19 protein-coding genes and 3 pseudogenes are annotated in these 24,771 nt (G+C 58.6%); 6 read left to right on the top strand and 16 right to left on the bottom strand.

Going from position 1 to position 24,771, the window contains the following annotated elements:
- Complete coding sequence (locus QKW60_RS12375) at positions 1 to 1,980, top strand: GMC oxidoreductase (protein ID WP_282369122.1); 1,980 nt, start codon at positions 1 to 3, stop codon at positions 1,978 to 1,980.
- Positions 1,977 to 3,059 carry a ferritin-like domain-containing protein gene (locus QKW60_RS12370; protein ID WP_282369120.1) on the top strand — a complete coding sequence of 361 codons (1,083 nt, stop codon included), beginning with the start codon at positions 1,977 to 1,979 and terminating at the stop codon, positions 3,057 to 3,059. The genes QKW60_RS12375 and QKW60_RS12370 overlap by 4 nt, the downstream gene beginning before the upstream one ends.
- A gap of 518 nt (positions 3,060 to 3,577) precedes the next feature.
- Here the strand turns inward: QKW60_RS12370 and QKW60_RS12365 are convergent.
- Together QKW60_RS12365 and QKW60_RS12360 are read right to left on the bottom strand one after the other, a co-directional pair.
- A pseudogene (locus tag QKW60_RS12365) lies at positions 3,578 to 3,823 on the bottom strand (DDE-type integrase/transposase/recombinase); the annotation flags it as partial.
- Positions 3,824 to 3,958: 135 nt separating this feature from the next.
- Positions 3,959 to 6,349, bottom strand: a complete 2,391-nt coding sequence (locus tag QKW60_RS12360) for a DUF3131 domain-containing protein (protein ID WP_282369118.1) — start codon at positions 6,347 to 6,349, stop codon at positions 3,959 to 3,961.
- Positions 6,350 to 6,516: 167 nt separating this feature from the next.
- Here QKW60_RS12360 and QKW60_RS12355 point away from each other — a divergent pair, with 167 nt between their 5' ends.
- Positions 6,517 to 9,876: a trifunctional glycoside hydrolase family 18/polysaccharide deacetylase/glycosyltransferase family 2 protein gene (locus QKW60_RS12355; protein WP_282369116.1), complete on the top strand. Its 3,360-nt coding sequence runs from the start codon at positions 6,517 to 6,519 to the stop codon at positions 9,874 to 9,876.
- Positions 9,877 to 9,897: 21 nt separating this feature from the next.
- Here the strand turns inward: QKW60_RS12355 and QKW60_RS12350 are convergent, their stop codons facing one another.
- The 9 genes and pseudogenes from QKW60_RS12350 to QKW60_RS12310 all read right to left on the bottom strand — a co-directional run bounded on the left by QKW60_RS12350 (position 9,898) and on the right by QKW60_RS12310 (position 17,969).
- Positions 9,898 to 10,506, bottom strand: coding sequence for a hypothetical protein (locus QKW60_RS12350; RefSeq protein ID WP_282369114.1), 609 nt, complete (start codon positions 10,504 to 10,506; stop codon positions 9,898 to 9,900).
- Between the two features lie 106 nt (positions 10,507 to 10,612).
- Entirely contained in the window at positions 10,613 to 11,680 is a 1,068-nt protein-coding gene (locus QKW60_RS12345) for an ABC transporter ATP-binding protein (RefSeq protein WP_282369112.1), read from the bottom strand.
- Complete coding sequence (locus QKW60_RS12340; RefSeq protein ID WP_282369110.1) at positions 11,677 to 12,621, bottom strand: carbohydrate kinase family protein; 945 nt, start codon at positions 12,619 to 12,621, stop codon at positions 11,677 to 11,679. The genes QKW60_RS12345 and QKW60_RS12340 overlap by 4 nt, the downstream gene beginning before the upstream one ends.
- The gene (locus QKW60_RS12335) at positions 12,618 to 13,628 is read right to left on the bottom strand and encodes an SIS domain-containing protein (protein WP_282369108.1); all 1,011 of its coding nucleotides are present in this window, start codon (positions 13,626 to 13,628) and stop codon (positions 12,618 to 12,620) included. Before QKW60_RS12335 ends, QKW60_RS12340 begins: the two co-directional genes overlap by 4 nt.
- An 8-nt stretch (positions 13,629 to 13,636) precedes the next feature.
- The gene (locus tag QKW60_RS12330; RefSeq protein ID WP_282369106.1) at positions 13,637 to 14,482 is read right to left on the bottom strand and encodes a carbohydrate ABC transporter permease; all 846 of its coding nucleotides are present in this window, start codon (positions 14,480 to 14,482) and stop codon (positions 13,637 to 13,639) included.
- Positions 14,482 to 15,327, bottom strand: coding sequence for a carbohydrate ABC transporter permease (locus tag QKW60_RS12325; RefSeq protein WP_282369469.1), 846 nt, complete (start codon positions 15,325 to 15,327; stop codon positions 14,482 to 14,484). Before QKW60_RS12325 ends, QKW60_RS12330 begins: the two co-directional genes overlap by 1 nt.
- Before the next feature lie 118 nt (positions 15,328 to 15,445).
- Positions 15,446 to 16,678, bottom strand: coding sequence for an extracellular solute-binding protein (locus tag QKW60_RS12320; RefSeq protein WP_282369104.1), 1,233 nt, complete (start codon positions 16,676 to 16,678; stop codon positions 15,446 to 15,448).
- Between the two features lie 191 nt (positions 16,679 to 16,869).
- Positions 16,870 to 17,211: pseudogene (locus QKW60_RS12315) on the bottom strand (DDE-type integrase/transposase/recombinase); the annotation flags it as partial.
- Between the two features lie 53 nt (positions 17,212 to 17,264).
- Positions 17,265 to 17,969: pseudogene (locus tag QKW60_RS12310) on the bottom strand (IS6 family transposase).
- On the opposite strand from QKW60_RS12310, the gene QKW60_RS12305 reads away from it, so the two are divergent.
- Positions 17,968 to 18,399: a type ISP restriction/modification enzyme gene (locus QKW60_RS12305; RefSeq protein WP_282369103.1), complete on the top strand. Its 432-nt coding sequence runs from the start codon at positions 17,968 to 17,970 to the stop codon at positions 18,397 to 18,399. The pseudogene QKW60_RS12310 and the gene QKW60_RS12305 overlap by 2 nt on opposite strands.
- Positions 18,396 to 18,776 (top strand): hypothetical protein, encoded by a 381-nt coding sequence (locus tag QKW60_RS12300; RefSeq protein WP_282369102.1) that lies wholly within the window; start codon positions 18,396 to 18,398, stop codon positions 18,774 to 18,776. The genes QKW60_RS12305 and QKW60_RS12300 overlap by 4 nt, the downstream gene beginning before the upstream one ends.
- A 148-nt stretch (positions 18,777 to 18,924) precedes the next feature.
- Here QKW60_RS12300 and QKW60_RS12295 read toward each other — a convergent pair whose 3' ends face one another.
- From QKW60_RS12295 to QKW60_RS12280, 4 genes are all read right to left on the bottom strand, one after another.
- On the bottom strand, positions 18,925 to 19,629 hold the full coding sequence (locus tag QKW60_RS12295; protein ID WP_282369101.1) for an IS6 family transposase: 705 nt from the start codon (positions 19,627 to 19,629) through the stop codon (positions 18,925 to 18,927).
- 78 nt (positions 19,630 to 19,707) lie between these two features.
- The gene (locus QKW60_RS12290; protein WP_282369100.1) at positions 19,708 to 20,043 is read right to left on the bottom strand and encodes a potassium channel family protein; all 336 of its coding nucleotides are present in this window, start codon (positions 20,041 to 20,043) and stop codon (positions 19,708 to 19,710) included.
- A gap of 34 nt (positions 20,044 to 20,077) precedes the next feature.
- Positions 20,078 to 20,575: a hypothetical protein gene (locus tag QKW60_RS12285; protein WP_282369099.1), complete on the bottom strand. Its 498-nt coding sequence runs from the start codon at positions 20,573 to 20,575 to the stop codon at positions 20,078 to 20,080.
- Positions 20,576 to 20,630: 55 nt separating this feature from the next.
- On the bottom strand, positions 20,631 to 21,776 hold the full coding sequence (locus QKW60_RS12280; RefSeq protein ID WP_282369098.1) for a BamA/TamA family outer membrane protein: 1,146 nt from the start codon (positions 21,774 to 21,776) through the stop codon (positions 20,631 to 20,633).
- 619 nt (positions 21,777 to 22,395) lie between these two features.
- Here QKW60_RS12280 and QKW60_RS12275 point away from each other — a divergent pair.
- Positions 22,396 to 23,478: a DUF389 domain-containing protein gene (locus QKW60_RS12275; protein WP_282369097.1), complete on the top strand. Its 1,083-nt coding sequence runs from the start codon at positions 22,396 to 22,398 to the stop codon at positions 23,476 to 23,478.
- Positions 23,479 to 24,151: 673 nt separating this feature from the next.
- Here QKW60_RS12275 and QKW60_RS12270 read toward each other — a convergent pair.
- Positions 24,152 to 24,771, bottom strand: a 620-nt coding sequence (locus tag QKW60_RS12270; protein ID WP_282369095.1) for a transposase, incomplete at its 5' end; no start/stop codon positions are given.

Raw genomic sequence — 24,771 nt, 5'->3', positions numbered from 1 at the left:
ATGGTCCAGCCTCTGGAAGACGAAAGAGAATATGACGTCGTGATTATCGGCGCCGGCATTGCCGGTGCGATCCTGGCCAAGCAATTGCTGGCAAAGGGACGGACCGTGCTCATGCTCGAAGCGGGCGCGGACCACGGACAGGACTGGCAGACCTATCGCGAGTATCTGGACAAGTTCTATCTCTCGCTCGCCAAGACACCGAATTCACCCTATCCGAACCTGCCCACGGTCCCGTCGCCCGAAGTGCTTGATATCACGCCCGTCCGTGGCACGGTGCCCGATACAAACGGCTATTTCGTCCAGCGCGGCCCGATGCCCTTCGGCAGCAACTATCTGCGGGCCTACGGCGGCACCACGCTGCACTGGCTCGGGACCAGTCTGCGGATGCTGCCCGCCGATTTCGAGATGGCGAGCCGTTTCGGCAAGGGCGTCGACTGGCCGGTAGGCTATACAGAACTGCGGCCCTATTACGAAAAGGCGGAATGGGAGATCGGCGTCTCTGCTGAAGCTGCGGAACAGACGCCGCAGGCTCTGGGCATCCGGACGTCGGAGGCCGGCGACAACAAGGCATATTTCGCAAAAGAGTATGACTACCCGATGCATGCGCTGCCGATATCCTATTGCGACCGGTATTTCGTAAAGGGAATGCAGGGGCTCAGGATATCGACCAGCGGTCAGCGCGATCCGGGCGGGGTTCCGGAAAAGGGCGAGGATATTGTAGAGCCAAAGGTCTCCAACACACCACAGGGCCGAAACTCGATCCCGCGCGCGATTGCCAAGGGGGCCAAGCCATTTTCCGGCCATGACGGCACGCCGTTCAAGCCGCGTGGCGCGACGGGGGCCTTTGCCTTCATGGGCCAGCGCTGCGAGGGCAATACCAACTGCATCCCGATCTGCCCGATTCAGGCCAAGTACAATGCGATGAAAACTCTTGCCGATGCCGAAGCACTGGGCAAAAGCAGGGCCGAAAAGAAGTCCGGCGGCAAAGGGGCCGCGACTGTCAGGGATGATGACATCGCCAAGATCTTCAAGGTCCAGACCCAGTCGATCGCCTCGCGGGTCGAACTGGACGAGAACAACCGGGTCTCGGGCATCATCTACAAGCGCTACGCCTTTCCCGGTGTCACCCAGTATGAATTGCGGCGGGTACGCGCGAAGAAATACGTTCTGGCAGGCGGCGCGGTGGAAAACGCGACCCTCGCCCTCGCATCCGGGCTGTGCCAGTCGAGTCAGGCTCTTGGCCGCAACCTGATGGATCATCCCTATATGATGGCCTGGGGGTTAGCCGAACACCCTGTGGGCCCGTTCCGTGGCCCGCAATCTACTGCAGGTATCGAATCCTTCCGTGATGGCAGGTTCCGCGATCAAAAAGCCGCATTCCGGCTGGAGCTTGGCAATACCGGATGGGATTTCGCGGCGGGTGCCCCGTACAGCAACGTCTCGCAACTGGTGGAGGGGGAGAACCTCTTCGGCCCGGGCCTGCGGCGGAAGCTCTATGACGATGTCCAGCGACAGGTCCGTATCGGCATTCTGGTCGAACAGCTTCCCAAAGCCTCGAACCGTGTGTCAATCGACTCCGCCTATCGCGATGCCATGGGAGAGTACCGCCCGGTAATCAGTTATGATGTCGATGATTATTCGCGCGCCGGTCTGGCGATGGCGCATGAGATCTGCATGACGATCTTCCGCCGCATAGGGATCAGGAACCACACGTCCTACAACCCGTCCGATGCCGGGTATCTGACCTATGACGGCAATGGATACAGCGTGTTCGGCGCCGGGCATCTGGTTGGCACCCACCGGATGGGAAATGACCGACAGACTTCCGTGACCGATGCCGGCATGCGCACGCATGACCACGACAATCTCTGGATGGTCGGCTGCGGGTCGATGCCGACGATCGCCACCTCCAACCCGACGCTCACATTGGCGGCGCTTGCATTCAAAGCGGCTGACGCGATTGAGAAGGCACTGAAATGACAAAAGATAAGAACATCGAGCGCGACCGGGCCGAGCTTGGGGCGCTGTTGCAAAAGGCGCTGATGCTGGAACTTTCAACGATCCCGCCCTACGCCACTGCCTGCTATTCAATCAAGGAACAGGGGCAATACGACCGAAGCTCGCCCGAGATCGTCAATGCCGAACCGATTGAGGTCATCCGTCAGGTGATGGTCGAGGAAATGCTGCACATGGTGCTGGTCGCCAATCTGATGAATGCGATCGGTTGCCGGCCAGTGGTAAACGACCCCAAGCAGCTGCCCTCTTATCCGATGCCAATTCTGGACGGAAAAGGACCGGTACTGCACTTGCGCCGCTTCACGCCCGACCAGATCAAATGCTTCCGCGAGGTCGAGCGGGCACCGAAGGATCCTGCAAGCGATGCCCATGCAGATTACGAAACCATCGGCGGTTTCTACCTTTATGTTCTCGGCAAGCTGGAAAAGGCCTGCGCGGACCACGAAGAGCAGAAGATCTTTGTCGGCGACGCCGCCCGACAGATCGATCCCGGCGACTATTACGGTGCCGGAGGCGACGTGATTGCCGTCCACAACCTCGCCACCGCCCGCACGGCGATCAAGGAGATCATGGATGAGGGCGAAGGGGCTGCGCTGGGGCAACGCGCCTGCGACAATGACCTTATCCCCGCGCCCGAAGGCGAGGACCGCTGGGACATCGCGCATTTCTTCAAGTTCGATGAAATCCTTCACAGCCGCTACTACCTTCCGACCGACCGTCTTGGCGAACCACCGAGCGGCGGTGATCTTGTCGTTGACTGGACCGCGGTCTGGCCGATGAAGGATGATCCGAATGCGGCGGACTATACAGGACTGCCCGAGGTGCAGGAGTTGTCCGACCGGTTCAACCGCAGTTACAGCGAACTCCTCGACGGGCTGAATGCCACCTTCAACGGGGACAAGCCGGCCCTTGCGCGGGTCGTGCCGGTGATGTTCAGCCTGAAGGATCAGGCACAGCACCTGATGCGCGTACCGTTGACGGGCAAAGGACGCGGCACGACGGCAGGGCCGCTATGGCGTTATGTACCGACGACGAAATCGTAACGGTCTGACGCCACTTCCTTGATCGATCAAGACGGTGTTGGCGACATTCGAACGTCCGGCGCAACGTTCGCCTGCCCACCTCTACAAACAGCTCTACGGGATTTGAGCGGCAGTTCGGGCAAGGCGGCTTTTCCAACACCGCGTCCGGGTTCTTTCGACATCGCAAATTGCTGCATGTTTCCTGCCGCGGTTAGCAGGGAATTTCCTTCCAAGTACCTGATTCAGAACGTAAAATCACGGCCCGACACGGCAGTTCGAGGCCATTTCCGGATATTTCCCTGCAAATTCCCTGCACGCAGGGAATTCTTCGCCAAGACCGAACCGGACGATGCGACCCGCAGAGACCCATCGCGGCGCTCACGGCGCAACGGTCTCTTTGTAGGCGGTGGAGGCGTAAGGCACGGAGAAATCGACCGAAAATCGTCTTTTTTGTGATTAATACCAATGACTTACGTCGGTGGCGGTGCTGCCAGACGAATGCGAACCAGTCTCCAATAGGACAAGACAGCTGTCCTTGATGCCGCGCAGAGACCGCGCCACTCGTCGAGAGCGGCGGCGCGGTTGGCCTTGAAGTGAGGTCTTCAGAAGAGGCTGCGTTCCTGGTTGAAGTGGTTTTGGACGGAGGTGTGGACGGAGGCGAACTTCTGAAGACTTCGCATGCGCCGGAAACGAAGCATCGCACGCTCTCGTCGTCGGAAGGCGAGGTGCGAGTCCTCGGCACGATTATTGAGCCATCGACCTGTTTCCTGTAAATCGCCAGAACCGAACGTAGAGCATCACGGCAAGGCGGATGATCTCGGGGCTGGTTTCGATGTAACGATAAGGGGAAAGTCTGGTCATCAGACGAGGCTAAGAAAGCCCCTTGCTCGTCTTAACCTCGTTTCTTCTTACAAGACCAATTAGAGACTTGCGCGAGGCTTGCGGCCCCTTGTTATGAACGAAATTGCTTCCAGGACGATGCCGTTCGTATTGATGTCCGAGTAGCCTGGCATACCCTTTCCTGTTGCCACGAAAACACCGGGCGAGAAGCCTATACCTTCAAGTCGTGCCCGATCGCGCACATGGCGGACGAGGAGGCTAGAATAGGAGGATGGCCGGGTTGCAGCCCACAGATATGCGGCCTTGGTGTTCACGAGCATGATCGCGCGACGGAAATCCGATGTCGCAAAGCGGGGATCGGACGAGGTCACATTCACCCTCCAACGCTCCTCCGAAGCAGTGATGTTCAGTCCCTGATAGGTAAACCATGGCTCACGGTTTATCGGTGCCTCGGACATGCAAATGAGCTTGCCTGATCTTTCGTAATCGCGCCTTTGCGCGCTGAAAAGCGCATCCGCCAGTAGATGCGATGGCTCAGAAAGCCCTGTTTCAAGCGCTTCAAGCAGCAGAGGTTCGGCGCCAAGGGGATCGAGGCCGGCAAGAGTCAGGAGTGTCTGCATATCCCGGTCTGTTTTAGAAACCGCGTCCGCTACTTCATACGGAGAGTCGGCCGCTATACCCCACGCCCGGAAGGCGCGGGCGGTATAATGCGCGCATTGCGACCGGAAACGATCAATGGGCCGCCCGTTGATGACGGAGTGAACGTGCCCACCTATGACCACGCCGTCCAGATCCCATTGCGCGACCTTTTCCACCGCGATGCCTTGGGCTAGCGGATGGGCATCAAGTTCTCGCAATAAACTTAGGAGACGGCCGGTATCGCATGCGTTGAAATTTCTGGAAAGCGAAGCACCGATATCTGCCGAAATTACTTCGCTCGGGAGCAGTAATTTACCGATGGGGACAACTGGCAGCGCATTGATCAGAAGCTCCGAACGCGCAACAAAGTCGGCGTCGGAGATCAGCCCAATTTCATGAGCGGCCATGACGGCGGCGAACAGGCTCCCAAGATCCCACATCGTCAGCTCGCGGTGGAGCCAAGAATAGCCGTCTTGTACATCTGCGGTATCGACGCATAGCCCTGTCGCGGGAATAGAGAAACGTTCAAAATAGGCCCATGCCTGACGTGCGTCGGCCAAGAGTTCGTCGCCCGTTAGAGCCTGCGGATCAGTGTCGTCGATTATGTCGCGTCGGGTTTCACGCAGTAGGTCGAATACCGGGTCAGGTGCCGTCGTCGCGGTGAAGAAATCGGTCACGTCCACGAGCCGCGTCCCCGGATCTTGCCGAAACCGGTCCAACGTGTCGAGCGTCGCCTTGCGGGCATGCAGGGTCTCATAGTCCTGCGGGCCGATGGCGAGGATAGCGTCCTGCATCAGATTACCGTTGGCGAGTAGCGACGCGGCTTGCGACATCGTGGTGTCGCCGCGGATGAAATGTCCGCTACCGTCGAAGGCCGCCGAAGCGCCGGGCAACAGCATAAGGTCGATTTCGCTCTCAAGATCAGAAGGCCGCGTGTCGGTAACTGGGATTTCCAGTGCTTCAAGCTCATCCATAAACGCGGTTATTGCCGCAGAAGAAACTCCAGTGCCGGATTCGATCCGGACGGCAACGAAGCGCAATTGGTCCGCCCCGAACCACCGCGCATGTTCACGTGGGAGCACCAGGAAACGTCTTCCCAGACTGAGTTCCCTACCGATGGCGTCGGATACTCGCTGTGCGCGCAACCTTGCATCCTGGATAGAGATCTGCCCAATCCCGGCCAATGAGAAAACGATCTGCCGCCAGCCCGCTTCCGCAAATACCTCCTCGATCCAAGGGGCTGGATCAGCCACGTCGACGATCATGAGTTGCTTGCTGCCGTAAAGGCAAACGGTGCGTTGGGCGCAACCCGTTGATGAGACAGATGGCGATGGAAACAAAGACAGGACATTTCGAATGCCCAAGCACCTGAGACCATCGTAATTCGAAGGTGTCGAGGCGTCCGTCGCGATCGTCACAGGCCCGTGCCGGGTCACGCCGTCAAAGCCCTCCAGCAAGCCGCTCACCTGTTTAATAGCATCGCTAGCCGCGCGGCGCTGGAAGTAGCTAGGAAGTTCCTTCAGACCGGGCAGCCACAATACTGGCTCCACCATGTCAGGATTCTCCGCGAAGATCCGTCGAAACCCGTAAGCGGTCGTTTTTTTTGTCTCAGATGCCAGGTTCGAGTTCGGTATCAAACCGATTGGGACACCGATTTCTAGAAAGGTCTCGACAAAGGCGCGCAGATATTCAGCGGGTATGGTCGGGTCGAAACCGTCGATGACAATGAAGACGGCATCCTTCGCGTCGTCGGCGTCCACTGGGAACGGAAGACTGGAAAGAGCCAGCGACGGCGCAAGAAGCTTTAGGAACGACCGTCGATTGATTGCCATCCATTTTCCCTGGCTCAGTCGAATCCGGCCTCTAAACCGACCGGATAGTGATTTGGCGCTTATGTGCGTCAATTCTTCGGGTTGTCTTGTAGATCGAAGTCTATAGCAGTGGAGATAGGGGCGCACAGTGGTCAAAATGACCGCTTTTGCGTATGGTAGGGAAAGATATGGCGAAAGGAAGAAACCGAACCGTCGCGCGGAAGCGATCCCATCATCGCCATCCCATCTTTCTCGACCCGCTTAATCGACGTGCGGGCAGATTAAGGGCCGTCGTAGCACTGGCAGGTTTGATCTGTCTGGCTTGGCTGACCACGGTTTTCCTTGGATTCTATTACATCGACATACTGCCGGAGAGCGAAAAGCTGGAGCTGATCCGTCGTGGCGCGCTGTCCGACAATGACATTGCCGAGCGCGAAACCAAAGCCATCGCAGCAACCTGTACGGGCGAGCCGCTCGCCGCGGCTGACCTGCTTCCGGGCGGTGATGATATGTCCAGATCAGCCTATTTGATGGCCGGGCCAGATTGGGCATTGGCAACGCTAACTCGCACTTGTGGCAGTCTCGACAGCGTCCTTGCGGAATGGCTCACGGTCGACCCCGCGACTGGGACGATAGTCTGGCTTCGCGAGGCGGGAACAGAAGACGCTCTACGTGACCTTAAACGTACATCGCCAAACTTGGGTCTAGAACTCGTAGCGCTCCTACCACTGCCGAGCCCGACTAATTCGGGCGCGTCCATACTCGACGATGCGAACGCCCGAGCGCGCATCGTCAACGCACTGGAAGAAAAGATCAGGGGCGGCACTTATTCCGGGATCTGTATCTATCCGCAGCAAGTGGGGCCCAAACACCTAGCGGGTCTGCGCTTATTGATGTCGACGTTGAAAGCCGCGCTGCCGACGGGAATCTATAGCTGCCTCGTCGTCGAAGCCGACGGCGGACTCTGGCGTGATGGCTCCCTTGTCGAGGCGGTCGATTCTGTGCTCCTACAGGCGTTTCGGGAGCCCTATGCGGGCGCGCCGCCGGGGCCTCTTGCAGCCCAGAGTTGGTTCGAAACACTCGTTGATGACGCGGCATTTGCCGTAGGACCTAACAAGCTGCGTCTCGCTCTTGGATCCTTCGCCTACATGTGGACCGACGGAGATCTCTCACCAGTTAAGTTGCCCTTTGCAGAGGCAATGGAGCTTCTAGCACGCCAAACGTCGATGATCGCCGTTGAGACCGGATCGCTCAATACCCGCGCGACTTTCACTACCGAAGATGGTCGTTCAGCCGAGATCTGGCTTCTTGATGCTGTTTCTCTACACAATCAAATTCTAACCTTGATGCGAAAGCCTGTGGCCGGGGTTGTTCTTTGGTCAACTGGCCTGGAGGATCCCGGCGCCTGGCCACTGATCGGAAATGGGTTAGAGCCGTCGCAAGTTGGTGCTCTCGAAACTATCGGTTTCACAGATTACGTCTCCTATTCAGGTGACGGACCATTCCGGAGGGTCACCAAACCCGAGATCACGGGAAAACGCAGGTTCTTCAAGGACCTAACAACGGGTCTCATCGACGGCGAGATCTATGATCGTGTACCGCGCCCGATCTCGGTAGAACGCTATGGCAGCTCTGCGGATAAAGTTGTTGCAATCACTTTCGACGATGGGCCCGACCCGGACTACACAGTGTCAATCCTTGACGTGCTGAAGGCGAAGGGCGTTCCGGCAACATTCTTCGTAATCGGCACCAACGTAGTGAATTATCCTTCTATCGTCCGCCGCATGGTTGCCGAAGGGCACGAGGTCGGTTCGCATACGTTCTTTCATCCAGAGGGTGACGAGATGGGCGTTGTCCGGGCTCAGCTTGAGCTGAACGCGCTCCAACGGCTTATTGCAAGCGTTACGGGGCGCACGACCTATCTATTCCGCACTCCTTACGGACGCAGCGAGGGCCCACTCACCAAGGATGAAGCCACGCAGCAAAGCATAATAGAGAAAGAAGGATACATGGTCGCCGGCTCCGACATCGTGCCGCGCGATTGGGAATTCATGAGCGCCATTGAAATCACTGACTATGTGATGGCGCAGATGGCATCGAACGCGAGCAAGGTCATCGTAATGCACGATGCGGGCGGCGACCGTTCCGCCACGGTCGCCGCGTTGCCGATGCTGATCGACCGGCTCAGGGCAGAAGGCTATCGGATCGTTCTGCTTTCAGAATTCCTCGGCCTATCGCGCGACGAAATGATGCCACTGGCAACGGACAATTTAACACCGCTCGACCGCGCTTCCTTCGTCACCGCCGCCGTAGCTGGTCATGTACTGGTCTGGATTTTCTGGGTGGCGGTATGCTTCGGCATTGTCCGTTCGCTTATCATGCTTTCTCTCGCGCTTCTCCGGCGGCGACATCCGTCAGGCTTGGCAGAACCGCTCACTACCGTGACGATCGCCATTCCCGCCTTCAACGAGGAGCTTGTCATCGTCGACGGGGTCGCCGCCGCGCTCGCCTCCGACTACCCGGACATTCGCGTCATCGTAATCGACGACGGTTCAACCGACGGCACTGCGGAGACGGTGGAGCGGGAATTCCGTCACGATCCTAGGGTGCGGCTGATACGTCAGAAAAACGGCGGCAAGTGCAGCGCGCTCAATGCCGCCTACGCCGAGATCGAGACCGAGGTGGTTGTAGCCGTCGATGCCGATACCCTTCTGCACCCCAAAGCGGTTCGAAGGCTGATGGGACATTTCGCGGATCCACATGTCGGCGCAATTGCGGGCAACGTCAAAGTTGGCAATCGCCGCGGTCTGCTTGCTCGATTGCAGGCACTTGAATACATCACCGCACAGAATATCGATCGTCGTGCCGCCGAACGGCTGAACGCGATGCTCGTCGTGCCCGGCGCTATCGGTGCATGGCGTGTTGAGGCTGTGAGGAAAGTTGGGTTCTATTCCCCCGACACAATTACCGAGGATGCCGACCTTACGGTCGCAATTCTGCGCGCGGGTTATCGGATCGCTTTCGAAGAGCGCGCATATTCCATCACGGATGCGCCTGAGACCCTCTCTGGCTTTATGAAACAGCGACTTCGCTGGAGCTTCGGCATGATGCAGACGGCCTGGAAACACCGTCGCGCGGCAAAGACAGCACGCGGTGTCGGCCTAGTCTCGATCCCAGATCTTTGGCTTACAGGCATTGTGCTGGGGCTTTTGGCACCACTGGCAGACGCGGTCTTCGTAAGCGTAATCATCATGGCCGCGGGAAACCTTGTTCGCGGCCTACCCCTGACGAGCGGCGATGTGTCTCTGGTTGTTATCGCAGGCTGGGTAATGCTGCCAATCCTGGATTTAATCGTGGCGCTTTTTGCTTTCAGGTTCGAACGGCGCGAAAATCTATATTTGCTCCTTCTCGTGCCACTTCAGAGGTTAATCTATCGGCCACTTCTCTACATCACCGTTTACCGAGCGGTCGGCCATGCGCTTGCTGGCCGCATTGCTGCTTGGGGAAAGCTTATTCGTATCGCAAGCATTCGAACGCCCGCTGGTTAGCCGACGAACCTATTGTGAATCTCAGAGGAAGACCTGACAGCCGCCCGTGGCAATCTCACCTTGCTGTACCGGCAAGTCGCGCGGAGGGTTGATTATCGCGGTCTGAACTGCGGTGATGCGGCGGGCGCAGGCATCGGATTCCTGTGGCGACACGTCCTTGCCGCCAATCCAAATGTCAAGCCAGGGGTGACCATTGTGACCTGTGTGGCATGGCCCGCCCTGTGGCGTCGGTCCGTCACCGCAGACGTCTTCGACGATAGCGTATTTTCTCAGCCGAGGAAGGTAAAACCGCGTGCCCTCAGGGTAGTCGAGCGTCTGGCGCCCGTTAACGATGCTATGTCCCACGGCAATCGTGATTGGACTTTTCCATGTACCCGTACCGCCGGCTCGCTGACGAAGAACCGGGCGGGCAATCGCTGCTGATCCAGGGGGCGTATTGTCCCAATAGGTGTATCCGGTCAGGTAGATTGAAAAATTCTTGGAGGTTTCCGCTGGCTGCGCGCTCGTGAGGGTCGGGGAGTCCACCCTCGCGTCAAGGTTCTGCGCCCGGGACACCGGCGATTCCACACAGGCCGGCAGGCTCAGGCAGGTTGCCGCGGCCAAAATAAGCTTGCTCGATTTCACGCGCATCGATAGGTCCTTTCCAATATCTAGGAAAGTTTGAATATGTCCGATCTGTCACGCGCTGGAAAGCGGGTCTAATCCGCGATCTTGGGTTTTTTGTGGCTAAACCATGTCAAGGTTCGATCCGTTGACCCGTTGCCCGGTCAAAAATATGCATGTTTTCAATGGAAAACGAAAACCGGGTCTGACTTTCCGGGTCAATTTGCAGATGCGATGGAAGACTTGCGACAAGCGGATTTCCGCCATGACGGGCAAAGACAATGATGTCCGGGCCCGTCGGTTCGGCGAAATCCACCGTGGCGCCGATGACCAATTCATCCGACGCATCGGCGATGTGAAGATCCTCGGGACGAAGGCCTAGGATCACCTGGCGCGACCTGCCTCTCTTGCCCGGTAACCCGATCCGCTGTCCCGATCCCTCCAGTTGGAGGCCGTCAGCATCCAGCGTGGCGTCGATCATGTTCATAGGCGGAGCACCGACGAATTCGGCTACAAAGGCTGTAGCCGGCCTGTTGTAAATCTCTTCTGGCGTGCCGATCTGTTCGATCTGGCCCTCGCGCATTACAGCGATCCTTGTGGCCAGAGTCATCGCTTCGATCTGGTCGTGGGTCACATAGACGACGGTCGTCCCGAGCATCCGATGCAGCCGTTTTAGCTCGGCTCGCATCTCCATTCGGAGCTTGGCATCGAGGTTCGAGAGCGGCTCGTCGAAAAGGAAGATTTTAGGCTCTCTGACCAGCGCGCGTCCGATTGCGACGCGCTGGCGTTGCCCGCCGGAAAGCTGGGCCGGCTTGCGGTCGAGCAATCCGTCGATCTTGAGTATCCGGGCGACCTTTACGATCGCCGCCTGGCGTTCAGCCTTGCCCACGCCGCGCATTTCGAGGCCAAACCCGATATTACGCTCCACCGTCAGGTTGGGATAAAGCGCGTAGGACTGGAAGACCATCGCAATATCGCGGTTCTTAGGGTGAACTTCGTTTATGCGCTTGCCGTCGATCCTGATTTCACCCGACGTGGGCGACAGAAGGCCGGCGATGATGTTGAGGATGGTCGACTTACCGCATCCCGAGGCGCCGAGCAGCACGAGGAACTCGCCACTGGCGAGCGAGATGTCGATGGACGTCAGGATCTCGGTGATGCCGTAGGATTTGCTTACTCCGATGAGATCGAGCGTGCTCATACGGAGGCTCCTTGGGTTGGCGGTTCCTCATCCATGCCATAGCGGCGGGGCGAGGTCGATATCGCGGCGGTGGCCGTGCGAACGCCGGCTTCAAGGCATTCAAGCAGGGGCCGCCCATCTGCACGAATCGCAATGAACGCGGCGTTGAAGATGTCGCCTGCACCGATCGTGTCCGCGACCTCGACCGCTGGCGCAGGCACTTTGAGCATCTCCCGGTCTCTCGTCGCCGCGACGACACCGCCTGCGCCGCACTTGACGACGACCAGCGCATCGTCGGGCATCAAAGGCAGCAATATGGATGGCGCCTCTTCTGCCGCATGGCTGCCGGAAAGCTCACGGGTTTCGATCTCGTTGAGAAGCAGGCAATCGCACCGCCCTAACCAACCCAGAACTTGGTTGCGGGTCGCCGTCGTCCATCCCCCCGGCGGCCAGCCGGTGTCGAGCGCTACGCGAATGTTCTGATCGCGCGCGTGGTCAAGCAGTCTGTCATAGTCCGCGGTCAGCTCATCCGTCACGAAGGTGCCACAGAGGAGAAGCGTTCCGCCGGAAAGCCGCGTCCAGTCCAGCGTCCCGCGCACATCGGACCAAGTCAGGTCGGCGACGTGGCCTTTCGTGGTAAAGAACGTACGCTCGCTATCGGGGTGCGTCAGGCCGACTGAAATCATCGTTGCCCCGTCTGACACGGGCCAAACGTCGGAGTGAGGTGCAAAGCCATTGCGAAGCCAATTGCCAAGGGCATCTCGGCCAGTATTAGCGGCAATCTGGAATTCACGGCCAAGGGCGCGCCAGGCCAGCGCGACATTCCCCGCTGCGCCGCCATATCTGACTTCACTGGCACCGACGATCATTTCGGTACCCGGCCGTGGCCATGGCGCAACCGGCCCCATGATCAGATCGACATTGACGTTGCCGACGACAGCGAGGGGGGACAGGTCATTCATTCGGTTCGCGTAATCTTCTGGCTGCGGATGGGGCATCCCAGATCGTTGACCCTAACTGCAGCGAATTCGATCATCAGGCGTTGCGCGATAGGCAGGAGTATTGCGAGTGCGGCCAGCCCATCATGGCGCCCGGCATCGATGGTGATTGCCCCTTTCACGGGCGTGCGGCCCGAGGAATCTAGAACTACCGTCGGCGCCCCCGTCGCCGCGACCGCCTCGGCGAGATTGCGGACAAGATCACTTGTCGGGTCGTCGCCGCGCAGGAAAATCATACCCACCTCGGGTCCCAACATCTCCATTGGTCCATGGCGAAGCTGGCCGCACTCAAGCGAGAAGCAGGGCAGCCGCGAGAGTTCCGTCAATCCGAGCGCCAGCGCCTCGGCCAGGCCCTGAAGCCTGCGACCCGAGGTTACCACAGCGCGAACGCCCGCTAGGGCAATCACCGCATTAGAAATATCGGGCTCCTTGGGTGACCGTAATGCCCGGACAAACGTCGTCGGGGCGGTGCCGAGTGCCGACAGAATTGCCGCGTGCAGCGCCAAACAGACCAAGATGCTGCGCGTTGCGGCAAAGGCGGTTTCCACCCCGCCCGCGCCGATTAGGCTAGGCAGCGACCGAGCGAGGGTTGAGTTGGGGGCCATCGTCAACCCGAAGGCCTCCGCTGCGGGACCCACCTCGTTCAGCCACCGAATAACCTCAGCGCTTTCGCCTGATTGAGAGGTGACGATGATCGTACGGTCAGCGATCGAAAGCGGCTGGTCTAGCTGTTCGGAAATGGGAAGTGCCACGGCATCCACGTGCAGTGCCCGATAGACCGGCTCGACCGCCCGGTTCAGACCGTGTGACGCCCCCATTCCAAGAAGGAGAAGTCGGCCACTTCGTCGAATCGAGGCTGCAACTTCATCCGCACGGTCTCGGACATCGGCAAAGCTGGAAAGCGCGTCCAACCACTGGCGCGCAATCTCACTCTCGATTGCCTCGCGGCCCGATGTGGTCCCTGTCGCCATAGGTCCCTTTATCCCTTCACCCCACCCCTCGTCAGACCAGAAATCAGAGTCCGCTGCATAACAAGGCCAAAGATTACTGGTGGTAACGCTGCGATGACGCCCGCTGTCGCAATCAGCCCGTAATCGGACACCCTGCCGCCGGCAAGATCGGCGATGGCAACCGTGACCGTTTTGGCGCGGTGATCGGAGGTAAACAGGAGCGCGTAGAAGAATTCGTCCCAAGCCAAAAGATAGGCGAAGAGCGCTGCTGTGCCGATCACCGGCGCGGCCAGCGGAAGGATGATGATCCGAAGTGTTTGGTCAAGTCGCGCGCCATCTATCGCGGCCGCCTTTTCAAGATCGCGCGGGATCGGGTCGAAGCCAGATTTAAGAAGCCACGCCGTAAACGGGGCGAGAATTGTGAGATAAACGAGCGCAAGGCCGAACTTGGTGTTCAGCATGCCGAGCGCCGCAAGCCCCATGTAAAGCGGCACGGCCAGCGCAACCGGCGGCAGCATGTAGGTTCCGATGACGAGCCATAGCGACCATCCAACCGCGGGAGTGCGCGACACCGCCCATCCCGCCGGCACCGAGACAACGAGCGAGGCAAAGGTCGCGATAGCGGCAACTTCAATACTGTTGACGAGCGCGGTCATCAACGCTGCACCATGCGTATTGGGCGTAAGGTCGGTGAGAATGCGGTAGCGCGACCAGTTGGTTTCGGCTGGCCACCAGTGCAGCGGTTTAGAAACGAGATCGGTCGTCGAAGAGATACTCATTATGAAGAGCCAGGCGAAAGGTGCGAGGATCATTATGGCTAGGAGGCCAGCGCAAACGTAAAGAAAGACAGTGAAGCCAAGGCTTTGCCGCTCCATCAGAACCGTGCCCCCGCCGATTTGCGGATCAGCGCCGCATAGGCGACCGCGAGCATCGTGACCGCCAGAGTGACGATCAGCGCGAGCGACGCGCCAGATCCCGCCCGCTGAAACGAAAAAGCCTCCTGATACACGAGGATGGACAGCGTCCGCGTGCTGTTTGCAGGGCCGCCACGGGTCATCACCCAAATAATGTCGAACACCTTGAATGCCTCGATAGTACGCAGGATCAGTGCAACCATCAGTGGGCCGACGAGATAGGGCAGGATTACGTAGCGGAACCGCGAAAGCGCGTTTGCCCCGTCTACGACGGCCGCTGCCTTGATGTCGTGCGGTACGGCGTGGAGTGCGGCGAGCGAGATGAGAGCGACCAAAGGAAAATTCTTCCACGCGTCGGCAATGATGAGCGCGACCAGCGCGCTGTTCGGATCACCGAGCCAAGATCGATAATCATCAAGCAGCCCGGTCTGAACGAGCATTGCGTTGAGCGCGCCGTATTCGGGATTGTAGATGAGTCGCCAGAGTAGCGCATTGACGACAGTCGGTAGCGCCCACGGCAAGATTAGAAGCGCCCGAAGGATATTTCGCCCGCGAAAATTCTGATAGAGGAGTAGAGCCACCAAAACGCCGAGCACCACCTCAACAAAGACTGATACGACTGCGAATTCCGTCGTAACGAAGAAGGCGCGCCAAAAAGCCGTACTGGCAAAGATCCGTTGGTAGTTTGCGGCCCCGACGAAATCTCCTCCAGCACCGACCAACCGTGCGTCGGTGAAAGATAGCCTGACAGTGTCGATGAACGGCCAGCCGATCACCGACAGCATGACGAGAAGCAATGGCACCATCAGCAGCCATGCTCGGGTCGTTGTCCAGCCTGGACTCATCGAGCGTTGCGACCGCAATGCACGCACTGGTGTCGAGATGCCGGGCGGCGCGAGTCGCCGCCCGTATCATGGCGCTCCATCAGAGCCCGCCCCCCTCTGCCGCCGCGGCGAGTGCATCGGCGGGGCTCGCCTGACCGAGCAATGCCTCCTGGATCGCCTGCTGAAGCGCGGCCGACATCTCCTGATAACCCGGCGTTGTCGGGCGCGGATACATCGCCGCCAGCCCGACCTTCGCGGCCGCGATCATGTCTTCCTGACCGGCAGTAACCGCAGGATCGTCGTACGACGTCGCCCAGATAGGCAGGCTGAGACGCGCATAAGCGTTCTGTGTCGGCTGAGAGGTCATGAAGGTGATGTAAGTCCATGCCTCGTCCGGGTGCTCGCTGGTCGTGGTGATGCCGAGCCCCATCGAGCCGTTGACAGCCGAGACCAAGCTCTGCCCGGCAACGCCAGGTGCCGGCGCGACACCGACATTGCCGGCGACCTTGCTTTCGCTCGGATCGTTGGCGTGGTTGTACATGTAGGTCCAGTTCAACGCGAACGCGGCTTCACCGTTCTGGAAGACCCGCCGGACATCCTCTTCTAGGTATTCCTTGGAATTCGGGTTCGTCAGGCCCGAGTCGTAGCTGTCGACCATGTACTGCAACGCCTCTAGCCCACCGCCGGTCTGAAAAGCCGGCTTGCCGTCGGCGATGAAATCGCCGCCATTGGCGCTCACGAGCGTCGTGTAGTCGCAGATCACGGCCTCGGCCTGAGCCCAGCTCCAAACGATGGGATGATCGAGAAGTCCCATTTCCCGGACGGCCTGAGCCTGTTCCGAAAGCTCCTCCCAAGTGGTCGGCGGTGCCGTAATACCAGCCTGAGCGAGAAGATCCTTGTTGTAGAACAGATACTTGGTGTCAAGGATCCACGGCATCCCGTAGCGCTTGCCGTCATATTCGACCGTGGTCCACGCCCCCGGCAACACGCCGTCCTTCATCTCCTGGGTGATCCGATCGGTGACGTCGACCAGCACATTGTTCTCGGCGAATTCGGCGGGCCAGATCACGTCGAACAGAACGACGTCGTAGCCCGATCCAGACCCCAGCGCGAGTAGGGTCTTGTCGTGTAATCCTTCGTAAGGAACAAACTCCAGATTGACCTTTATGTCCGGATTCTCCGCGATAAACGCATCAGTCATCGCGCGCACGTCGGCTTCACTATAGGCAGCCTGCGCCATGAAGAGTGCGTTGAGCGTCGTTTCCGCCGCTGCAGGGTTCACAATCGCAGTGCCTAAGAGCAATGCGGCGAGAAGCGTCTTACGATTGATCATCTTGTTCTCCATCCAAGAAAAACATTTATCAATGCCGGACGAGGACATCGTTGACTTAGTGATGAGGCTGCGCGGCACATCCTATAATTCATGTGGAAAAACTGAGGGTCTGCATTGATCAGTATCAAGGGTGGTGTGGGTGGTGTCAGACGGATGCGAACCAGTCTCTGCAAGGAAGATGAGGCTGTCCTCTATGCCGCGCCGAGACCGCGCCACTCAGCGAGAGCGGCGGTTCGGTTGAGCTTGAATTTTTCGCGGGAGTAGAGGTGGCGCTCCAGATTGAAGTGGTTGTGAACAGAAGAATGAACGGCGACGAATTTCTGCAAACTTCGCATGCTACGGAACCGTTGCATGGCCCGTTCTCTTCGTCGAAACGGAAGGTGCGAGTTCTCCGCCCGATTGTTCATCCAGCGGCCAGTTTCCTGCTTGTCGGCATTGCCAATATCCTTCATCGCCGCGCCGTAGGATCGGAGTTTGTCGGTCACCAGTATATGAGCGCGGCCGTGGCGCTTCATTGATTTCTTTATAAATTTGGTGCTGTCAGACGGATTCGAACCAGTCTCACCAAGGGCAGGATGGCTGTCCCTTATGCCGAGCAGAGACCACGCCACACAGCAAGAGCAGCGGCGCGGTTGGCCTTGAAGAGTGGTCTGCTGGAGAGGCTGCGTTCCTGGTTGAAGTGGTTCGTGACGGAAGCGTGGACGGCGGCGAATTTCTGCAAACTTCGCATCCGGCGGAAGCGAAGCATCGCGCGCTCGCGTCGTCGGAATGGCAGGTGCGAGTTCTCCGCCCGATTGTTGAGCCAGCGACCGGTCTCCTGCCGCTCGCCGGCTCCGATTTCCTTCAGGGCGGCGCCATAGGACCGAAGCCGATCGGTGACGATAGCCTCTGGCTGGCCATGACGCTTCATCGATTTCTTTAGGAATTTCAATGCGGCGCGCTTGTCGTGGGTCTTTGTGACGAAGCTTTCCAGCACCTCGCCTTCGTGATCCAGCGCCCGCCAAAGGTAGTGCCGCTCACCGTTGATCTTCACGAAGATCTCGTCGAGGTGCCATTGCCAGCGGCTTGATTTCATGCTCTCGATCCGGCGCTTCCGGATCTCCGCGGCGAACATCGGCCCGAACCGATGCCACTAGAACCGAACCGTCTCGTGGCTGATATCGACGCCCCGCTCATGCAGAAGGTCCTCGACATTCCGGAGCGACAGCGGGAACCGAACATACAGCATCACAGCCAGGCGGATAATCTCGGGACTGGTTTTGAAGTACTTGAAGGGCGAGCGTTTGATCATGCGCGGACGCTACGTGGCGACTGCACCGCCCTCAAGCCGAGTTCTTCTGACAGAGCCCGCAGACGAGTTCTGGGACGTGTCTGCCAAGGGCACCGAACTGCGCAAGCTGCACCTAATGGACCCGAGCGCCATTGGTCCCACCCCGTTCCTCTTCACCGGGGACGGTGACAACATGGTTGAAACGCCGAGGTTCGAGGATGGGCGCGTCTGGATCAACACGACCCAGTATTTCGACAATGCCCCGGCGGTCTCATGGGGCTTCTACATTGGCGGCTATCAGCCTGCCCAAAAATGGCTGAAAGACCGCAAGGGCCGCGAGCTTAGGATCGAAGATGTGCGGCACTACCAGCGTATTCTGAAAATCCTCGCCGAAACCGACCGGATCATGCAAACAATAACGATGACCCTGGACGCAGGAGAATCGTCTTGAACGATGCGGGATCGGTCCCTGATTTGGTTGTAGGCCGAGTTGAGCTTATGGAGGCCCTGTCCCGTCGAACCAAGATGAAGCGCGCACCCAACGGCGTTTTGTCGTCAGGACTAAAGGAAGCAGCTTTCATTCCGGCATTGAGCGGCATTCGCGTCGAAATGCCCGGCGGTTCGCATTTCGTTTGGGTCATTGACGGCGAGCTTTATGAGGAAGTGGTATTTGACGCGAAGTTTGTAGACTCGCTTGCAAAGGTACTGGTCAGTCAGGCAACCGAGACCGATGCACGTTTGGAAGTCGCTCCCAATGTGGTTGTTCTTCGATGTGGTAGTTCCAAGGTCACGATCCCAAGAAAGCTTAAGGCCAAGCGAAGGACGTAAGGAAGCTTGAAGCAATCGCATTTTTTATGATGGGCTTGATGTGGGGGAGATGTCTCAAGGCCAAAAATTTGGTAATGATATCAATGACGTATGGCGGTGCTGGCAGACTAATTCGAACTCGTCTCCACTAGGACAGTTACACTGCCCTTTATGCTGCGCAGAGACCACGCCACTCAGCGAGTGCGGCGGCGCGGTTGGCCTTGAAGAGGGGTCTACTTGAGAGGCTGCGTTCCTGGTTAAAGTGGTTTGAGACGCAGGCGTGGACGGCGGCGAATTTCTGAAGACTTCGCATGCGCCGGAAACGGAGCATCGCCCGCTCGCGTCGTCTGAAGGGAAGATGCGAATTCTCCGCCCGGTTGTTGACCCACCTACCCGTCTCCTGGCGATCGACCGCACCCAGTTCCTTCAGAGCTGCCCCGTAGGACCGGAGCTTATCCGTCACGACCGTCACCGGCTGGCCATGCTTGCGCATTGCTTTCTTCAGGAATTTCAACGCGGCCTTCTTGTCCCGGCTCTTCGTAACGAAGCTTTCGAGCACTTCGCCTTCGTGGTCCACCGCGCGCCAAAGGTAGTGCCGTTCGCCGTTGATCTTCACGAAGATCTCGTCGAGGTGCCACTTCCAGCGGCTGGACTGCATCCCCTCGATCCGTCGTTTTCGGATCTCCGATGCAAACATCGGACCAAACCTGTGCCACCAGTAGCGCACCGTCTCATGGCTGACATCGATGCCCCGCTCATGCAGCAGGTCTTCGACGTTGCGAAGCGAAAGCGGGAAACGCACGTAGAGCATCACCGCGAGACGGATGATCTCAGGACTGGTCTTGAAGTACTTGAATGGGTCGCGCTTGGTCATGCGGGAAGGCTACGAGAACGCCCTGCCCCGGCTCAAGCCAAGTTCCCCTGACAGTGCCCGCCAGCTTCTTTGTTCCAGTCAGGTTTCCCGATCGAGTTCTTTACTAAGCAGGGCGCGCGCGAGTTGCGTGAAGAGTGCGACGAAGACGCCAACGCCGACAAAGATGTAAACAACGGTGAACAGTTTGCCGATTTCAGTCTGGGGTGAAAGGTCGCCAAGTCCGACGGTCGAAATGGTTGTGGCACTAAAATAGAGCGAGTCGACCCATGACCAGCCCTCAACACCTCGATAAAAGACCGTCCCGGACAGCAGGATAACCGCTGCCAAAAAAAGTGTCGCACGGAACGTCGGAACCCGCCATGAACGAACGACGGCTTTGATCAATCTCAATACGGTGAGTGCGAACGACAACATCATTCCCTCCTAACGGCGCGCTGACGATACTCCATCATGCGCCGCTGCGTCGTCCGTGAATTCGGACCGTAGCGGTGCCACCTGTGGGAACGCGTTTGTATATGATCTTCACGACCCGAATGCCTCGCACCAGACCGGGTAGGAGCATCTTGCGGGTCCGGCTTCCGGCCGAAATGATCGACCGGACGCGAAGCTCGGACGTTTCGCCGTTGGTGAACGTCACCTCTATGCTTTCGATGAAGATCGGCTTGTCGACGGCTTCGACGACAAGCCCTGTAAAGAGGCCCTTTGCCAGCGTGACAGGAACGATGCTGAAATTCTTGACAAGGTTGACCCGGCTCTCTCCAAGCAGGATCCAACCCTCGCCCAACGATGGATCTGCATGCGCCGCGAATGGAAAAGCCGCGACAAGTGCGATAAAGCCGCGGCGATGAACTTTCGTCGGAAAACCGCTACCGTTGATGGGTGTTTGTGTCATTTCTCTATCCCTTCGAGCGTGTTCGTTTCTGGCGTCCGCATCATTGTTTTGCATTCGCCGTGAGCCGTGCCGAACTTTGTGCCGGATGCGCAGATCTTGGGCCCCGCGATCAAAAGCGCTGGCCCAAGGTGACGTAGAGGAAGTCCTCCTGGTCGTCGTTCCGCGCGTAATCGATGGCATAGTCGAGGCCGAACTTCCGGGACACGCGAACGCGCAATCCGACGCCGGCTGCAAAGCCGCCGCTGTCGAACGACATGCTCCCGAGTGACTCTCCGCCGCCGCCGAAGCCTGCAAAAACAACGTAACCGAAGCGGTTGGACAGGCGTCCGCGATACTCGGCCTGAACCGCCGCGGACCATGGCTCGAGATCGTCGAGCGCGCCGAAACCCCGCAACCCGTTGGCCAGGCCGACGCCGCATGCATCGAAGAACGGTGCGGAATATGCCAATCCGCAGAGCGACGCCTTGGCAGCAAGGACACCGCTTTCCCCAACCTCCCGGTAATGTGCGGCGGAAAGCAACCCTTTCGTGTAACTCCGGTCGAGCACTTTGAAGTTGCCGCCGAAAATCGAGTCGACTTCAACGCCATAGGAGAGAGATGCGGCGACCAAGGTCCCTTCGGTTGGATAGAATGTGTCATCCCGCGTGTCGAACGTGACGTCTATGCCAACCTTTCCCAGCGACAAGTCGGCATCCGGCCTGAGGATTGGCGGCAAGACTCCAAGGCCGGGCGAGTCTATTCCGATCGTCGAATCCAGATAGGTGAACGATACGCCTGCGGATAGGGACTCAGAGATGCCGCGGTCGACCCGTAGGGCATAGGCTTCGCCCGTCTGTTTGATCGGAATGTTAACTGAACTTCCGAGCGGAAAGTCGTAAAACAGAGTCGCCTCAGCGGCAAACAAGCTCACGGACCAGCCGCCGTCGGCAAAACTCAGGCTGAAACCGCCGCCGAGCCCTTCGCTGCCATTGCTCGACTTGAGTTTGGCGAGACCCGCGCCGGACGGTTTCGACCCCGGCAACGTGAAAAGATAGCCAGCCCCGAGGGTAAGTCCGCTTCCGATCATGGGGCTGGAGAAAGGGATCGGCGCGACAATGACGGAGCCTCGGCGAAAACCCAGATCGGCCTTTGCCGCAGCCTGAGGGTTCGCGAGTTCGCGCTCGAGCAATGATACTTGCGCTAGTGCCGCGCTGCTTCCCGACGACAGAAGCAACGCTGAGACGACACCGGCACGCAGTACTTTCTTTATCATCATTAAAGATGTCCTATAAGTTCTGCCGCCGCTGGGCGGCCTTACCTGACTGATCCAGTTTGATTGTTAGTGCATGAGCGGCCTCTTCGCCACTGGGATGATGGTCTCGGGTGCCGGTGCTCTATAGCCGACGCGGCTTGTGACCGTGGCCCTCGCCAACAAGACGGCGCGCACAGCATGGGCGTTGCTCGTGAAGGGAGAGAGCTAAAGGGCCGCACCGGCCATCTGAACGAAGGAGAACATGGCGGCGCTCCAAAGGCACCGCGACGAGATGCAAGGGCAGACGTGAGTGACGATGATCAAGCGAGGCCGCTGCCGGGACACCCCGAGGTACTGTCTGGGCGTCAAAGCTTGATATTCTGATTGGGGCCTGGCTTGCGGACTTCATCAGGGCCAGCGGTCACACGCACCGCGCACACAGGCCAGACACATGACCGCACCCCGCTACGATCGAAATCAGCTCAAATCAACTCTTGCACAAACGGAGCCGTCCACACATGACAGCACCCGTCAAACATTCTACTTGCCTCGGCCCGGGCCTCCGAGTTTACTCCAATCCGTCTTTTGCCGATGCGATTGCTGCACGACCACGGCGCCGGCTCTTTCCAACGGAGAATGATCGATGTCATCGTCGGTACTTCAGCGGCTCGCGCAATCGCTGAATGGACGGAGTTCCGGCAAGGCCAAGGACAGCGATTTACTTTTCAGCCAGATCGAGGAATCCTCGGTTCCTAGCCTGAATTTCTATTTCATGCTGGCCATGGCGACGGCGATCGCGTCCTTCGGGCTGCTCAGCAACAGCGCGCCGGCAATCATCGGCGCGATGATCGTGGCGCCACTCATGTCGCCGATCATCGGGTTTTCGTTCGGCTCGATCATGGGCAAGGACAGACTGACGATCCAGTCCGCGACCTCGATTGTCACCGGTGTCGGATTCGTGATCGGTATTGCGTTCGTCTGCGCAAACCTGATCGGTCTGCGGGTCGTCGGTTCCGAAATTCTTGCGCGCACTGCACCTTCTACCCTCGACCTGCTGGTTGCTTTGTGCTCGGGAGCGGCAGCAGCCTTCGCACATGCGCGGATCGGGATCGCAAATTCGATTGCGGGCGTCGCGATCGCCGTCGCTCTGGTGCCTCCCCTATCGGTGGTCGGGATCGGCCTTGCCCTTGGCGAAGACGCGGTTTCCGCGCAGGCGATTGCCCTATCGGACATTCATCATCAGGGTGACGGCTACGCGATGGCCGGCGGCGCTTTTCTGCTTTTCATCACGAACTTTCTCGGCATCGTCGCCGCGGCCATGCTGGTCTTTGGATTGCAAGGATACGGGCACTGGCGCAAACCGTTCATCGTGTTCTCGATCCTTCTGATGTCGTCCTTCTTCGTCGTCGACCGTCTAGACCGACGGCTCGAGATCATCTTCGTCGAAGACACGGTGAAACGTCTCTATGTCGAAGCAGTGAAAGCGAAAACAGGCCTTGTTTCCGACAACCACTTCATCCTTCAGGTCCGGGGCGAGCGCGACGACGGGCTGCTCGGCGTGTCAGTTGTCATGCTGGGCGTACGCGAAAGCCTCGACGATCTCGACAGTTCGGCGGAAACATTCCGAGGTTTGCTGTCAGAACAGCTGGGAGAACCAGTCTCCCTGCGGCTGAAGATAATCCCGATCGACATCATCGATCACGAGGCGATGGCGTCCAAAAAGTAAGTTACAGTGTGCGATGCAGGCCTTGTAAGACAAACTTAGCTGTCTGACGTCGGCACCTGCCGGACAGAATCAGGGGGTTGAGCAACGGAGGACAAATGTCAGCTCCCTTGATGAACGGAGATAGCCTCGAAACGCTTGTAAGAAAGGCAACCGTCCATAGAGACAAAAGGTGCGTTCCGACATGCCGTGCTGACGGCACGGGCCAAGGCACTTTTCCTCTATTAAATTCTTGGCCAGGGTGCCGATGATCATCTCGAACTAGAAACTCGTTCGCTTCGTTGTCCGTCCACACGTTGATACGGGCTCTGATCGATCCAAGCTGCGTAACCGCCATATGCCCGTCATGGTGCGTCAGAAGGCGATTTCAAGTTGCACACATAGTGCATACGAAACCCACCAACCTTTTGAATTTAAATTTGAAACCCTCTAATCCATCACCGGACAGCTATTTTCAATGGCTACTGAACGGCAGCTTCTCAAGCAATTTGCGGACATTTGTGCAGTATGCGGCATCGGTCGAAGCGTACTCGGTGTGGGCGTTCGCGGCAGCTTGGTCGGATGTCAGCTCTGGGCCGAGGCTGTGTGGAAACTGGCGGTGGGAAGGTTGTTTCGAGGATTGTTCTTCGTCACCCCTCGCGTTTTGGCATCGCGGCGCAAAAAGTTGTGCGGCCTTTCAGTCTGACAGCGCCGCCATCAGGCCTCGCGTCCCGATCATCGAGATCATCCGCTTGATGTTGTAGGCCAGAACCTGCAGCGCCATCTCGGTTCGGACGTTCTTCAATCGTCGCATCAGGAAGTGCGTCGCGCCCATCCACGCCTTGATCGTGCCGAACGGGTGTTCGACGGTCGAGCGGCGGAGCCTCATCAAGCCGGTGCCGCCGCTGATCCGATCCTGCATCGCCTCGACCAGATGCTCCTGCTCCCAGCGGGTGATCCGGCGCTCCTTGCCGGTGGTGCAGCGGCTCTTGACCGGGCAGTCCTGGCATTCGTTCGTCCAGTAGCGCCGCATCTGCAGACCGTTCTCCTCCCGGGTATATCGGTAGGTCAGTTCCTCGCCAGCCGGGCAGCGATAGACGTCATCGGCAGCGTCGTAGGCGAAGTCGGCCTTCACATACATGCCTTTGACCCGGTTGCCCGACGTCTCGGGCCGCGGCACGGTAGGTGTGATGCCAGCATCGTGGCAGGCGAGGAACTCGCGGCCGCTGAAGTAGCCCTTTGAGGTGCCCCTAGATTTGTAGACGCTTTGCCCCCTAACTTTGAGGCGAGGAGGCCGAGATGGGGACAAGCAACTAC

The sequence above is a fragment of the Albidovulum aestuarii genome (genome assembly GCF_029961185.1).
GTDB lineage: Bacteria > Pseudomonadota > Alphaproteobacteria > Rhodobacterales > Rhodobacteraceae > Albidovulum > Albidovulum aestuarii.
This window is presented reverse-complemented; position numbering and strand designations above follow the sequence as displayed.

What these genes read in the sequence shown, in the direction of transcription:
- QKW60_RS12295 (WP_282369101.1), bottom strand. Translation starts at nt 19,629, where the DNA reads ATGACCAAGCGCGACCCATTCAAGTACTTCAAGACCAGTCCTGAGATC.
- QKW60_RS12275 (WP_282369097.1), top strand. Translation starts at nt 22,396, where the DNA reads ATGTCATCGTCGGTACTTCAGCGGCTCGCGCAATCGCTGAATGGACGG.
- QKW60_RS12325 (WP_282369469.1), bottom strand. Translation starts at nt 15,327, where the DNA reads ATGGTGCCATTGCTTCTCGTCATGCTGTCGGTGATCGGCTGGCCGTTC.
- QKW60_RS12340 (WP_282369110.1), bottom strand. Translation starts at nt 12,621, where the DNA reads ATGAATGACCTGTCCCCCCTCGCTGTCGTCGGCAACGTCAATGTCGAT.
- QKW60_RS12305 (WP_282369103.1), top strand. Translation starts at nt 17,968, where the DNA reads ATGCGCGGACGCTACGTGGCGACTGCACCGCCCTCAAGCCGAGTTCTT.
- QKW60_RS12285 (WP_282369099.1), bottom strand. Translation starts at nt 20,575, where the DNA reads ATGCAAAACAATGATGCGGACGCCAGAAACGAACACGCTCGAAGGGAT.
- QKW60_RS12320 (WP_282369104.1), bottom strand. Translation starts at nt 16,678, where the DNA reads ATGATCAATCGTAAGACGCTTCTCGCCGCATTGCTCTTAGGCACTGCG.
- QKW60_RS12370 (WP_282369120.1), top strand. Translation starts at nt 1,977, where the DNA reads ATGACAAAAGATAAGAACATCGAGCGCGACCGGGCCGAGCTTGGGGCG.
- QKW60_RS12360 (WP_282369118.1), bottom strand. Translation starts at nt 6,349, where the DNA reads ATGGCAATCAATCGACGGTCGTTCCTAAAGCTTCTTGCGCCGTCGCTG.
- QKW60_RS12350 (WP_282369114.1), bottom strand. Translation starts at nt 10,506, where the DNA reads ATGCGCGTGAAATCGAGCAAGCTTATTTTGGCCGCGGCAACCTGCCTG.
- QKW60_RS12355 (WP_282369116.1), top strand. Translation starts at nt 6,517, where the DNA reads ATGGCGAAAGGAAGAAACCGAACCGTCGCGCGGAAGCGATCCCATCAT.
- QKW60_RS12345 (WP_282369112.1), bottom strand. Translation starts at nt 11,680, where the DNA reads ATGAGCACGCTCGATCTCATCGGAGTAAGCAAATCCTACGGCATCACC.
- QKW60_RS12280 (WP_282369098.1), bottom strand. Translation starts at nt 21,776, where the DNA reads ATGATGATAAAGAAAGTACTGCGTGCCGGTGTCGTCTCAGCGTTGCTT.
- QKW60_RS12335 (WP_282369108.1), bottom strand. Translation starts at nt 13,628, where the DNA reads ATGGCGACAGGGACCACATCGGGCCGCGAGGCAATCGAGAGTGAGATT.
- QKW60_RS12290 (WP_282369100.1), bottom strand. Translation starts at nt 20,043, where the DNA reads ATGTTGTCGTTCGCACTCACCGTATTGAGATTGATCAAAGCCGTCGTT.
- QKW60_RS12375 (WP_282369122.1), top strand. Translation starts at nt 1, where the DNA reads ATGGTCCAGCCTCTGGAAGACGAAAGAGAATATGACGTCGTGATTATC.
- QKW60_RS12330 (WP_282369106.1), bottom strand. Translation starts at nt 14,482, where the DNA reads ATGGAGCGGCAAAGCCTTGGCTTCACTGTCTTTCTTTACGTTTGCGCT.